This window comes from Luteibacter sp. HAY1-4A (genome assembly GCF_056755355.1).
In genome coordinates this window covers 1-12,762 of record NZ_JBNDHZ010000029.1, presented here as the reverse complement: position 1 = coordinate 12,762, position 12,762 = coordinate 1, and the positions used below count along the sequence as shown (strand labels likewise).

Annotated in this window: 9 protein-coding genes; 8 read left to right on the top strand and 1 reads right to left on the bottom strand. The window is 65.0% G+C overall.

The genetic code is table 11. The features are described 5' to 3' along the window. Window positions 1-57 precede the first annotated feature (57 nt). A complete protein-coding gene (locus ACPYOD_RS11340; protein ID WP_481301842.1) occupies window positions 58-582 on the top strand; it encodes a 2'-5' RNA ligase family protein in 525 nt (174 codons plus the stop codon). Between the two features lie 100 nt (window positions 583-682). On the opposite strand, the gene ACPYOD_RS11335 is transcribed toward ACPYOD_RS11340, so the two are convergent. Further along, window positions 683-1,315, bottom strand: a complete 633-nt coding sequence (locus ACPYOD_RS11335; protein WP_481301841.1) for a GIY-YIG nuclease family protein — start codon at window positions 1,313-1,315, stop codon at window positions 683-685. Window positions 1,316-1,625: 310 nt separating this feature from the next. Here ACPYOD_RS11335 and ACPYOD_RS11330 point away from each other — a divergent pair, with 310 nt between their 5' ends. The 7 genes from ACPYOD_RS11330 to pnp all read left to right on the top strand — a co-directional run bounded on the left by ACPYOD_RS11330 (window position 1,626) and on the right by pnp (window position 10,810). Beyond that, on the top strand, window positions 1,626-2,141 hold the full coding sequence (locus ACPYOD_RS11330) for a ribosome maturation factor RimP (protein WP_481301879.1): 516 nt from the start codon (window positions 1,626-1,628) through the stop codon (window positions 2,139-2,141). Window positions 2,142-2,183: 42 nt separating this feature from the next. Further along, a complete protein-coding gene (gene nusA / locus ACPYOD_RS11325) occupies window positions 2,184-3,698 on the top strand; it encodes a transcription termination factor NusA (RefSeq protein ID WP_481301840.1) in 1,515 nt (504 codons plus the stop codon). A gap of 133 nt (window positions 3,699-3,831) precedes the next feature. Continuing rightward, entirely contained in the window at window positions 3,832-6,702 is a 2,871-nt protein-coding gene (gene infB, locus ACPYOD_RS11320) for a translation initiation factor IF-2 (RefSeq protein WP_481301839.1), read from the top strand. A 61-nt stretch (window positions 6,703-6,763) separates the two neighbouring features. Then, window positions 6,764-7,138 carry a 30S ribosome-binding factor RbfA gene (rbfA, locus tag ACPYOD_RS11315; protein WP_481301838.1) on the top strand — a complete coding sequence of 125 codons (375 nt, stop codon included), beginning with the start codon at window positions 6,764-6,766 and terminating at the stop codon, window positions 7,136-7,138. Window positions 7,139-7,263: 125 nt separating this feature from the next. After that, on the top strand, window positions 7,264-8,259 hold the full coding sequence (truB, locus tag ACPYOD_RS11310) for a tRNA pseudouridine(55) synthase TruB (RefSeq protein WP_481301837.1): 996 nt from the start codon (window positions 7,264-7,266) through the stop codon (window positions 8,257-8,259). Window positions 8,260-8,404: 145 nt separating this feature from the next. Beyond that, window positions 8,405-8,674 carry a 30S ribosomal protein S15 gene (gene rpsO, locus ACPYOD_RS11305; protein WP_166698855.1) on the top strand — a complete coding sequence of 90 codons (270 nt, stop codon included), beginning with the start codon at window positions 8,405-8,407 and terminating at the stop codon, window positions 8,672-8,674. A 30-nt stretch (window positions 8,675-8,704) separates the two neighbouring features. Further along, entirely contained in the window at window positions 8,705-10,810 is a 2,106-nt protein-coding gene (gene pnp / locus ACPYOD_RS11300) for a polyribonucleotide nucleotidyltransferase (RefSeq protein WP_481301836.1), read from the top strand. Window positions 10,811-12,762 lie beyond the last annotated feature (1,952 nt).

Here is a 12,762-nt window from a genome sequence, read left to right as displayed (position 1 = left end):
GCCAGGACCGGCGCCCGACTCACGGCGGAACGTGCGGCGCGGTATAAGCTGTATGGCATGAGCCGCACTTTGCTGGCACTCATGGTCCCGGAGGCCGAGCCCCTCATCGGCGACCTGCGCGCGCGCCTCGATCCCGCCGCGAAACTGGGCCTCGGCGCCCACATCACCCTGGTCTACCCATTCCTCGACAGCGAGCGCATCACGCCCGCCGTCACCGAGCGCTTGCGGACGGTGGCCGCGGCCCGCCGCCCCCTGGCCTTCCGTCTGGACGCGGTGCGCACGTTTCCGTCGACGGTGTGGCTGGCGCCGTCCCCGACCGCCGCCATCGGCTCGCTGGCCGCCGCCTTGCAACTGGCCTTTCCGGAGCGCCCGCGCCGCGACCGTGAGTTTCCGGACTACGTGCCGCACCTGTCCGTGGCCAGGGAAGTGCGCCGCGACCGCGATGCCATCGCGGCCACCCTGGAGGAACGCCTGCACGCCAACGGTCCGGTGTCCTGCATGGCGCGACAGGTGCATGTGATGGAGCGTGCCCCTGAGGGGTGGCAGACACGCCTGGTCGTGGAACTGGGCGGCTCGGTGTAGGAGCGCGCCCTTGTGGGAGCCGCTTCAGCGGCGATGGGTGCTTGCGACAAGCTGGCCCACTGCCGCGGGATCGCCGGCATAGCCGGCTCCCACAAGGTTCCTACCTATCCTGGAAGAGGCGGCGGTGGTCGCCGTGTTCGTGCCAATGTCTGACCGAGGCCGGCACGAGGGAGTGCACGTCGATGCCGGCGGCTTCGAACAGGTCCCAGGTGTCGAGCAGGGCGCTGCTCAAGCGGGCTGCGCCGGGGTCGTCCGGGGCATTATTCCGCGCCCAGTCCAGGGTGTCGACGATACGGAGCGACCAGTCGTGGAGGAGGTCGGCGCGGGCCAGCAGGTGCGCACGCAGCCATGGCCGCAAGCCCTCCTGGACATCCAGGCCTTCGTCTTCCGCGTGGCGTCTCAGCGCGGCCGCGACTCCTTCGTGCGCGCCCCGGTACCATTCCGTATGCCCGCCGGCCGCGGCGCGCACCACCAGCGGTGCCGTGGCGCGATGTTCCCGGAACGTCTCGATCAGGTGCCGCTCGATCCGCCGCGCCGCCGCGACCCGTTCCGCATCGACCAACAGGCCCCGGTCGAGGTCGAAGAACTCGTAGAACCGGCGGTGCAGGGTGGCGAAACGGGTGAAGGGGTCGCGCGAGAAACCCAGTTTCAGGAGGTCCTCGTCCCGGCACGGCACCACGTAGACGAAGGCCCGGCCGCGGGTGGCGAATCGGGGGTAGGGGGCGTCTTCCATGTGAAGATTATCCCTGCGGAACCTTGCACGAACCTACAAAATTACGATAGAATCCGTGAATCTTAAGCGGTGTTCGCGACGGCCAAGGCCTGTTGCCGGGTATCGCTTCAGGAACTTTCTTTTTACAAGAAAGCCTCCTCGTGAGGCTTTTTTGTTGGGCGCACGGAGGCGTCCTGCGACACATCTGTGAGCGCCGTCAAAGGCATCGCGTGGGCGCTGGAGGAAAGTGTCGGGATACATCGGCGACGTAAAGGAATGGGCCGTTCGCGCCCTTTTTTTGTTTCTGGCGACCGGAAAACCTGCAGGCAACGTGGATACAAACGCACTTTCACAGCGATTCTCGGACATCGTGGCCGACCTCGGCCTCGAGGTGCTGGGCATGGAGTTCCTCCCGTCCAGCGGGCAGAGCACCCTTCGCGTTTACCTCGACGTGTCCGGTGGCGAGCGCGAGGTCACGGTCGACGACTGCGAGGCTGCCAGCCGCGAGTTCTCGGCCTATCTCGACGTTGAAGATCCGATCCCCGGCAACTATGTATTGGAAGTCTCCTCTCCCGGTATCGACCGTCCCCTGTTCACGGCGGCGCAATTCGCGCGCGTGACCGGCCAGGAGGTCAAGGTGCTGCTGAAGGCCCCCATCGAGGGTCGCCGGCGCCTCAAGGGCAACGTCGTTGAAGTAAACGGCGAGCACATTGTGGTCGAGGGCGAGGCCGGCAGATTCGAATTCGAGCATGCGGACGTCGAAAGCGCCCGCGTGGTTCCCGACTGGGTGGCCCTCGGCTATGCGCCGCAGCCGAAGCCCACGCCGGGCGGCAAGAAACCCAAATAACGCAACGACGGGATGCGGGGCATCCTTACGGGAGTAGCGGCAATGAGCAAAGAACTTTTGCTGGTAGTCGACGCGGTCGCCAATGAAAAGGGCGTACCGCGCGAAGTCATTTTCGAAGCCATGGAAGCGGCGCTGGCCTCGGCCGCCAAGAAGCGCTACCCCGACGAGGATCCGGACATCCGGGTCGAGATCGACCGTAACACCGGCGATTACGAAACCTTCCGTCGCTGGGAAATCATCGCGGACGACGGCGAGATGGAGGATCCGTCCTTCCAGATCCGCCTGATGGACGCCCAGGACGAAGCGGGCGAAGACGAAGTGGCCGAGGTCGGTGGCTGGATCGAGCACCAGATCGAGAACGCCGAGTTCGGCCGCATCGCCGCCCAGGCCGCGAAGCAGGTCATCGTCCAGCGCGTTCGCGAGGCCGAGCGCCAGCAGGTGGTCGACGCCTTCCGCGACCGCGTGGGCGAACTGGTCACGGGTATCGTGAAGCGCGTCGAGCGCGGCAACGTCTACCTCGACCTGGGCAGCAACGCCGAGGCGTTCATTCCGCGCGACAAGACGATTCCCCGCGAGTCGGCCCGCGTGGGCGATCGCGTTCGCGGCTACCTCTACGAGGTGAAGTCGGAAATCCGCGGTCCGCAGCTGTTCGTTTCGCGCAGCGCGCCGGAATTCATGATCGAACTGTTCAAGCTCGAAGTGCCGGAAGTCGGCCAGGGGCTGGTGGAAATCAAGGGCTGTGCCCGCGATCCGGGCGACCGCGCCAAGATCGCCGTGGTGGCCCACGACAGCCGTACCGATCCCATCGGCGCGTGCATCGGCATGCGCGGTTCGCGCGTGCAGGCCGTGTCGAACGAGCTGAACGGCGAGCGCGTCGACATCATCCTGTGGCACGAGAACCAGGCCCAGTACGTCATCAATGCGATGGCGCCGGCCGAGGTGCAGTCGATCATCATGGACGAGGAAAAGCACTCCATGGACATCGCGGTGGCCGAGGACAAGCTGTCCCAGGCCATCGGCCGCGGCGGCCAGAACGTGCGCCTCGCCAGCAAGCTCACCGGCTGGCAGCTCAACGTGATGACGCAGGACCAGGTCACCGCGAAGTCGGAAGCCGAGCAGCAGGCCGCGCTCACCTTGTTCATGGAACGCCTGGAAGTCGACCAGGAAATCGCCGGCATCCTGGTCCAGGAGGGTTTCTCCTCCGTCGAGGAAATCGCGTACGTGCCCAGCGCCGAGCTGCTGGCGATCGAAGGCTTCGACGAGGACATCGTCGAGGAACTTCGCGCCCGCGCCCGCGACGCACTGCTCACCGAGGCCCTGGCGGTCGAGGAAGGCATCGACGAAAACGGCCCTTCCGCCGAGCTGCTCGAGCTGGAAGGCATGGACGAACCCACCGCCTTCGCGCTCGCCGAGCGCAACGTGAAGACGCTCGACGACCTGGGCGACCTTGCCGTCGACGAGCTGATCGATATCGAAGGCATGACCGAGGAACGCGCATCGCAGCTGATCATGGCTGCGCGCGCTCCGATGATCGCCCGACTGGAGAAGGGCGGCTAAGCGCGTGTCCGGAAGCGCCCTGGAGGGGCGCCCCGAGGGAAGCCGCAAGGTTTCCCGCCAAGGATGGAGGCAGCCGTACGGGTCATCGACGGCACGTAAGGTTACGCGCGGGAACGGCGGAGAATAAAGAACGATGTCGGACGTCACTATCAAACAACTGGCCCAGGTCCTGGAGATGCCAGTCGAGAAGCTCCTCGGGCAGCTCGACCAGGCCGGGATGAAATTCAACAACGCGGATCAGGTCATCAGCAGCACCGAAAAGGTGAAACTGCTCGGTTTCCTGCGCCGCACGCACGGCAAGAACGAACCCGCTCCCGAAGCGGACGATTCGGCTCCGCGCCAGATCACCCTGAAGCGCCGCACCGTCGGCGAGCTGAAGGTGAACACGGGCAGCGGCCGTGGCGCCGGTCCGGCCAAGACGGTGAACGTCGAGGTCCGGGCGAAGCGTACCTACGTGAAGCGCAGCGCGATCGCCGAAGACGCCTCGCACGACGCCGAGCGCGAGGAGGCCGCACGCAAGCTGGCCGAGTCGCAGGCGCAGCGCGAGCACGAGGAAACCCAGCGCCGCGAGGAGGCCGAGCGCCGCCGCGAGGCCGAGGAAGCCCGGCAGCTTGCCGAGGCCGAGGCCCGTCGTCAGGAAGAGGCGGCCGCCGAGGCACGCCGCCAGGCGGAAGAGGCCGCGGCCGAGCGCGCTCGCACCGAGGAAATCCGTGCCGAAGCACCTGCCGCCGAACCCCAGCCGGAAACCCCGGCGGCGGTTGCGGGCGACGACGGCATCGGCCACCAGACGGCGAAGCTCGACAACCGTTCGCTCGGCATGATCCTTCCGCGCATCCACGAGCCGCGCAAGCGCGAGCGTGTCGTTTCCAAGCCCGCTCCGGCCCCCGCGCCCGCTCCGGCTCCTGCTCCGGCCCCCGCACCGGTGGCGTCCGCGCCAGCGGCGCGTCCGGCCGCTCCGTCGGGTGCCCGTCCGGCACCGGCGTCCGCGCCGTCGACCAACGACGCCCGCGGCGCGGCGCGTCCGAAGCACGGCGGCGGTGGCGCCGGCGGTGGCCGTAACGGCGATCGCGAGCCCGGTGGCAAGCGCTTCGCCGCCGGCGAACTGCACCTGTCCGATGCCGACCGCGCGCGCCGTTCCAGCGGCAATCGCCGCGGTGGCGGCAAGGTCAGGGGCCGTTCCGAGGCGCCGCGCGGTGCCACGTCGTCGGGTCCGCACGGCTTCACGCGTCCCACCGCCGCGGTGGTGCGCGACGTCGTGATCGGCGACAACAACCTCGTCACCGAGCTGGCCCAGAAGATGGCCGTGAAGGGCGCCGAGGTGGTGAAGGCGCTGTTCAAGATGGGCGTCATGGCCACGATCAACCAGACGATCGATCACGACACCGCCGCGCTGGTGGTCGAAGAACTCGGCCACAACCCGGTTCGCGCCACCGACAATGACGCGGAGGCCGCGCTGGCTTCGCACACCCAGAACGTGGAACTCGAGGGCGAGAAGATCCAGCGTCCGCCGGTCGTCACGATCATGGGCCACGTCGACCACGGCAAGACCTCGCTGCTCGACTACATCCGCCGCACCAAGGTCGCCTCGGGCGAGGCGGGCGGCATCACGCAGCACATCGGCGCCTACCACGTCGAAACCAGCCGCGGTGTCATCACGTTCCTCGACACCCCGGGCCATGCCGCGTTCACGTCGATGCGCGCCCGCGGTGCGCAGTCCACGGACATTGTGGTGCTGGTGGTCGCGGCCGACGACGGCGTCATGCCGCAGACGATCGAGGCGGTGAAGCACGCGCGCGCCGCGAAGGTGCCGCTGATCGTCGCCGTCAACAAGATGGACAAGTCCGACGCCAATCCCGACAACGTGAAGCAGGGCCTGGCGAACCTCGAAGTCATCCCCGAAGACTGGGGTGGCGACACGCAGTTCGTGCCCGTGTCGGCGAAAACCGGCGACGGCGTGGACGCGCTGCTCGACGCCATCTCGATCCAGGCGGAAGTGATGGAACTCAAGGCGGTGGCCGACGGCCGCGCCTCGGGTGTCGTCATCGAGTCCAGCCTCGACCGCGGTCGCGGTCCGGTGGCCACGGTGCTGGTACAGCAGGGCACGCTGAAGAAGGGCGACTTCGTCGTCTGCGGTGTGGAATACGGCCGCATGCGCGCGCTGGTCGACGAGACCGGCAAGCAGGTGAACGAGGCGGGTCCGTCCATTCCCGTGCAGGTGCTGGGTCTGTCCGGCGTGCCGGAATCGGGCGACGACTTCGTGGCCGTCGAGGACGAGCGCCTCGCTCGCCAGGTCGCCGCGGAGCGTCAGCAGAAGCGTCGCGAGAACCGTCTGGTCAGCAAGTCCAACCGTCTGGAAGACATCATGGCCCAGATGGGCCAGGGCGAAGGCCAGCAGACCCTCAACATCCTGGTGAAGGCCGATGTGCAGGGTTCGGTCGAGGCGCTGCGCGACTCGCTCACCCAGATCGGCAACGACCTGGTGAAGGTGAACGTGATCTCGTCCGGCGTGGGCGGCATCACCGAATCGGAAGCCACGCTGGCGGCGGCCTCGAAGGCGCTGATCATCGGCTTCAACGTCCGTGCCGACGCGTCGGCACGCAAGGTGATCGACACCAACGGCCTCGACGTCCGTTACTTCTCGATCATCTACGACGTCATCGACCAGGTGAAGCAGGCGGCGTCCGGCCTCCTCGGCATGGAGATCCGTGAAGAGATCATCGGTATCGCCCAGGTGCGCGACGTCTTCCGCTCGTCGAAGTTCGGCGCGGTGGCGGGTTGCATGGTCACCGAAGGCATCGTCAAGCGCTCCAAGCCGATCCGCGTGCTCCGCGACAACGTCGTGGTGTTCCAGGGCGAACTGGAATCGCTGCGCCGCTTCAAGGAACTCGTCGACGAAGTGCGCAACGGCATGGAATGCGGTATCGCCGTGAAGCAGTACAACGACGTGAAGGTCGGCGACCAGATCGAGTGCTTCGAGCGCATCGAAGTCGCCCGCACGCTGTAACAGCAGGCAATGTGCCTCCCCGGCCTGGCCGGGGAGGCTTTATTCGTTTCAGGAGGCTGACATGCCGTCCCGTGATTTCAAGCGTACCGACCGGGTGTCCGCCGAACTCCGCCGCGAGATCGGCTTGCTCGTGCATGCGGCCGTGCGCGACCATGCTTTACCGTCGGTCAGCGTGTCCGATGTCGAGACCACCAAGGACCTGGACTGGGCCACCGTGTGGGTCACCGCATTGATGCCCGAGCAGTCCGCCACGGCGATGAAGGCTCTCAAGGAGCTGGCCCCGGAATTCCGCCGCAGCCTCTCGCGCTCCATGCGCCTGCGCCGCGTGCCGGAGCTGCGCTTCAAGTACGACGAATCGGTGGACGAGGGCGAGCGCATCGAGCGCCTGCTGCGTGAGAATCCCGTTCCGCCGGCCGACGAATCCAGGGAAGACTGAGGGTTCGACAGGTTTTATGTGGGAGCCGCTTCAGCGGCGATGGGTGCTCGCCACAAGCCTGCCCGCTGCCGCGGGATCGCCGGCATAGCCGGCTCCCACAGAGTTCGCATCCCAAACCGATACCCATGAACCGCCGAACCTTCCGCGACATCCACGGCATCCTGCTGCTCGACAAGCCGCTGGGCCTCAGTTCCAACCAGGCACTGCAGACGGCGCGGAGGCTGGTCGGAGCGGCCAAGGGCGGCCACACCGGCAGTCTCGATCCGCTGGCGACCGGCCTGCTTCCACTCTGCTTCGGCGAGGCGACCAAGATCGCCGGCTGGCTGCTGGGTTCGCGCAAGGCCTACGAGGCCGAGGTGAAGCTGGGTGCGACCACCACGACGGCCGACCTCGAGGGCGAGGTGGTGGAGACCCGCGCCGTGCCTGCGCTTGACGAGGCCATGCTCGAAGCCGCCCTCGCGCCCCTGCGCGGGCGCATCGTGCAAGTGCCCCCTGCCTATTCGGCGATCAAGCAGGACGGTGTGCCGCTTTATGTGAAGGCGCGCCGGGGCGAGGCGGTCGACGTGCCCGCGCGCGAGGTCGACATCCATCGCCTGGAGGTGATCGGCAGCGACGGCGATACCGTGCGGCTGTACGTGGAATGCGGTTCCGGCACCTACGTGCGCAGCCTGGCCGTCGACCTCGGTGAAAACCTGGGTTGCGGCGCCCACCTGACCGGCCTGCGCCGGCTCTGGGTGGAACCCTTCATGACGCCCGCGATGGTCACCCTCGACCAATTGCGGGAGGCTGCCGAGACGGGGCCGGACCCGCTGGAGGCCTGCCTGCTGCCGGTCGAAGCCGGCCTCGCGCATATTCCCCGGGTGGATCTCGACCCCGAGCAGACCCGGATACTCGGCTTCGGCCAGCCGGTGCCATTGGGAACCCATAGGGCCCGGGCCTTGCGGGAAGCCCTTGTGGGAGCCGGCTGCGCCGGCGATCCCGCGGCAGCGGGCACGAGTCCCGCGAGCGTCCCTGCCCGCTGCGCCGCCTACGGCTCCGACGGCCGGCTGATGGCCCTGGCCGAGGTGGACGGGGAGGGGGTCCTCCGGGTCCTCCGCGGATTCAATCTGCCGCCTGTCTGACCGGGCTTGTTGCCGCTACGCGCAGGACGTTACAATTACGTGCTCGTTTAACGGCTTTCATCAAAAGCGAGGCTTGCGCAACTTCATCGGGGGCCGTTGAGGTTGCGCAAGTCTCGCATCCGCTTTTTTTTAGGAATCGATACACATGTCGCTCACCGTCGAACAGACCAGCCAGATCATCAAAGACTACGGCCGCGCGCCCAACGACACGGGCTCGACCGAAGTCCAGGTCGCCCTGCTGTCCGCCAACATCACCGCGCTGCAGGACCATTTCCAGGCGCACAAGCAGGATCACCACTCGCGTCGCGGCCTGCTGAAGATGGTCAACAAGCGCAAGACGCTGCTGGCCTACCTCAAGAAGAGCGACCTCGCTCGCTATCAGACCCTGATCGAACGCCTCGGCCTGCGCCGCTAAACCACCGGAACAGGACGAGGAGAGATCGAAGTGGCGAAAGTAACCAAGTCATTCCAGTACGGTAGTCACGAAGTCACACTGGAGACGGGCGAAATCGCCCGGCAGGCCTCCGGTGCGGTCATGGTCAGCATGGGCGGCACCGTCGTCCTGGTCACGGTCGTCGCAGCCCCCAAGGCGCGCGAAGGCCAGGACTTCTTCCCGCTCACGGTCGACTACATGGAGAAGTTCTACTCCGCGGGTCGCATCCCCGGTGGCTTCTTCAAGCGTGAAGGCCGCCCGACGGAGAAGGAGACGCTCACCTCGCGCCTCATCGATCGCCCGCTCCGTCCGCTGTTCCCGGAAGAGTTCCGCAACGAGATCCAGGTCATCGCACAGGTCGTGTCGCTGAACCCGGAAGTCGACGGCGACATCCCGGCGCTCATCGGCGCCTCTGCCGCCATGACCCTGGCCGGCGTGCCCTTCAAGGGTCCGATCGGCGCGGCTCGCGTCGGTTACGCCAACGGCCAGTACATCCTCAACCCGACGGCTACCCAGCTGAAGACCTCCGACCTCGACCTCGTGGTCGCCGGTACGGCCAAGGCCGTGCTGATGGTGGAATCGGAAGCGAAGCTGCTCAGCGAAGACGTCATGCTCGGCGCGGTGGTGTTCGGCCACCAGCAGATGCAGGCCGCCATCGACACGATCAACGCCTTCGTCGCCGAAGCCGGCGCCAAGTCGTTCAAGTGGGAAGCCCCGGCCGCCAAGTCGGCGCTGTACGACGCGGTCAAGGCCGCCGTCGGCACGCGTTTCGCCGAGGCCTTCCAGATCCGCGACAAGCTCGCCCGCCGCGACGTCATCTCCGCGCTGAAGACCGAGGTCAAGGCCTCGCTCGCCGCGCAGGCGGAAGCCAATGGCTGGACCGATGGCGACATCGGCGCCGCCTTCGGCGAAGTCGAGTACCGCACCCTGCGCGACGGCGTGCTGTCGACCAAGGTCCGCATCGACGGCCGCCAGCTCGACGACATCCGCCCGATCTCGGTGCGCGTCGGCGTCCTGCCGCGCACGCACGGCTCGGCGCTGTTCACCCGCGGCGAAACCCAGGCGCTGGTCGTCGCCACCCTCGGCACCACCCGCGACTCGCAGGTCATCGACGCGCCGGAAGGCGAGTGGAAGGACACGTTCCTCTTCCACTACAACTTCCCTCCGTTCTCGGTCGGCGAAACCGGCCGCGTCGGCAGCCCGAAGCGTCGCGAAATCGGCCACGGCCGCCTCGCCAAGCGCGGCGTGCAGGCCGTCAAGCCCACGATCGAGGAATTCCCGTACGTGGTGCGTGTCGTCTCGGAAATCACCGAGTCGAACGGTTCCTCGTCCATGGCCTCGGTCTGCGGTTCCTCGCTGGCCATGATGGACGCGGGCGTGCCGCTCAAGGCACCGGTGGCGGGCATCGCCATGGGCCTGGTGAAGGAAGGCGACGACTTCGTCGTGCTCTCCGACATCCTGGGTGACGAAGACCACCTCGGCGACATGGACTTCAAGGTGGCCGGTACCGCCGACGGCGTGTCCGCGCTGCAGATGGACATCAAGATCGAGGGCATCACCGAAGAGATCATGCGCACGGCGCTGGCCCAGGCCAAGCGCGGTCGCGTGCACATCCTCGGCGAGATGGCCAAGGTGATGAGCACGGCCCGTTCGGAAATGAGCGAGTTCGCGCCGCGCCTGCTCACCATCAAGATCCACCCGGACAAGATCCGCGAAGTCATCGGCAAGGGTGGCGCCACCATCCGTTCCATCACGGAAGAAACCGGCACCACGATCGACATCACCGACGACGGCAACGTGGTCATTGCCTCGGTCAACCGCGAAGCCGCCGAAGCCGCGCGCAAGCGCATCGAGCAGATCGTCTCGGACGTCGAGCCGGGCCGCATCTACGAAGGCAAGGTCGCCAAGCTGATGGACTTCGGCGCGTTCGTCACCATCATGCCGGGCAAGGACGGCCTCGTGCACGTCTCGCAGATTTCCAGCGAGCGTGTCGAGAAGGTCTCCGACAAGCTGAAGGAAGGCGACATCGTCAAGGTCAAGGTCCTGGAAGTCGACAAGCAGGGCCGCATCCGCCTGTCGATGAAGGCCGTCACCGAAGAAGAAAGCGCCGCGAGCTGATCCAGCTCCAAAGCGTATGAAGAAGCCCGGCATCGCAAGATGCCGGGTTTTTTTTGTTCTTCCCGTATTTCGGGGTAGCCGTCGCCGGTTGAACGCGCCATTGTGTTGGCCTTGCACACCGCGGCCATGAGTGGAGGCGCCGGGCTGCGCCCCTCCGGGCTCAAACATGCGGTCGCAAGCGACCGAACTCGCCCGGAGGGGCACAGCCCGACACCTCTCCTATCACTGAGGTTTCGTGAGGGGAGAGCCGGAGGCCGATGAAGGAGTGGGTGATCGGCTGGTAGCGAACGTCAAAAAACTCATTTTTTTCAGAATTATCCCGAAGACATCGCCGGGCGGGTTCCATCGGCCTGCAAGGCGGGATAAATACTTATGCGTATGCAAATTCCAATCCTTTGATGTACACCGACCGAACGGGTCTGGCTTGCGATCAAAGAGGGTGCTGGGTCACTCGTGCCGAGCAGGGTTGTGCAAATGCAGGGAATTGGAGTCTTTACTATCAAGCTGCCTGTAGCGGGGGTGATCCTTACGCCTGCGGGGCTCGGGAAATTGCCGGCAACAGAGGCATTCTTTCCGGTGTTACGAATCTTCGTCTAGCGAACTCGATTTCCGACAACCTTCCTAGGGGGACGAGTTGCTCGGCCAGTTCCCGGGAGATCGATCAGCGTATGGAGGGGGTGCGAGTAGATTTGGCACGAGCTCACGCCAAGGCTTTAAATGCGGAGAATGCAAGCCCGTATCACCCCGTTATGCTGGATCGATGGAGCCATGTGGATGCGTTTCACTCGGAAGTATTTTCGAAGCATGGTGCATCTCCTGACGCATTTGGTGGCCGGCCATACGATAAATATCTTGGTAGAGGGACGTTCGGTTTTGATTGGTGCCCATCCCCTAGTTGCAGATGATATGGGCTGGACATGACTGTTCAGATTGTTCAGCTTTATCTGATACCTGCATTTCTCGCCATCGACGTTGTTGTTTTTATCAGTGTTCGAGGTGGCCGAGACTGAATTTCTCAAATCACGAGACGTCTTTTTATCTTGTCGGTTGCGGGGTTTGCTTTCACTGTCCTGGGAATTCTCGACTTGATTTCTCAAGTATGGGTGGCTCGATCCAGTCCCGCACTTCTTTATGTCTCAGCGAGAACGTTGTTCTTCTTGCTATCGATAGCCTGCATTTCGAGCGGATTGCTGGCATATAGAGCAAGACGAAAGCGATGAGTGATTCCTCGGCTCTGAGGACGTGCGCAGAATGTAACCTGCGCACGTTGCTCCGTACCAAGCGAAGCGGCAAAGTCCGTCAACGTGGCAATGCCAGTGGATGGAAACTCGGCGGAGTAGATTGTTCGAAAGATGAAGGTGGTGCAGTGCGCCAGCGTGCCAACCATGACTGAGGGCCGGCAAACCATCTGGAAGGCCGCACTTGTTGCGCCATTAGGTGCCCCTTTTTCGATAGCCCTTGCGCTCGTCTGGGACTCAGTAGCATTTCAAGGCTTCGCTGGCTTCCAAGATATGCACTTTGCGGTGCTTTTCATTTTTGCGTTTGGGCTACCCATTAGCTACGGCGCTATGCTTGTTTTTGGCTTGCCGTATCTTTTGTGGCTTCGTTCCAAAGGGTGCCTGACATGGATTTCCGTTTGCGCCGGCGCCGTCCTCCTGGGTTCGATCGTGTGGGCCGTTTTCTGGCACTCAGGCCTCCGGCCCAAGCCTCTCATCCACACCATTCCGCTTGGAGCCCTTATAGGGCTTGCCGTGGGAGTTCTCTTTAGCTTGACGGCAAAGTGGCAAGTGAGGTGATCGATTCGGTGTCTGCTTGCCCCTGTTGCGACGGGTACAGGCTGCGGCTCTTCTGCCACAAAATCCCAGTAATCGGAGAGGTGTCGGGCTGCGTCCCTCCGGGCGAGTTCGGTCGCTTGCGACCGCATGTTTGAGCCCTGTCTCTTATACACATCT

Excerpts from the sequence above, each read along its gene's own strand:
- infB (WP_481301839.1), top strand. The coding sequence starts at position 3,832 with ATGTCGGACGTCACTATCAAACAACTGGCCCAGGTCCTGGAGATGCCA.
- truB (WP_481301837.1), top strand. The coding sequence starts at position 7,264 with ATGAACCGCCGAACCTTCCGCGACATCCACGGCATCCTGCTGCTCGAC.
- ACPYOD_RS11335 (WP_481301841.1), bottom strand. The coding sequence starts at position 1,315 with ATGGAAGACGCCCCCTACCCCCGATTCGCCACCCGCGGCCGGGCCTTC.
- rbfA (WP_481301838.1), top strand. The coding sequence starts at position 6,764 with ATGCCGTCCCGTGATTTCAAGCGTACCGACCGGGTGTCCGCCGAACTC.
- nusA (WP_481301840.1), top strand. The coding sequence starts at position 2,184 with ATGAGCAAAGAACTTTTGCTGGTAGTCGACGCGGTCGCCAATGAAAAG.
- ACPYOD_RS11340 (WP_481301842.1), top strand. The coding sequence starts at position 58 with ATGAGCCGCACTTTGCTGGCACTCATGGTCCCGGAGGCCGAGCCCCTC.
- rpsO (WP_166698855.1), top strand. The coding sequence starts at position 8,405 with ATGTCGCTCACCGTCGAACAGACCAGCCAGATCATCAAAGACTACGGC.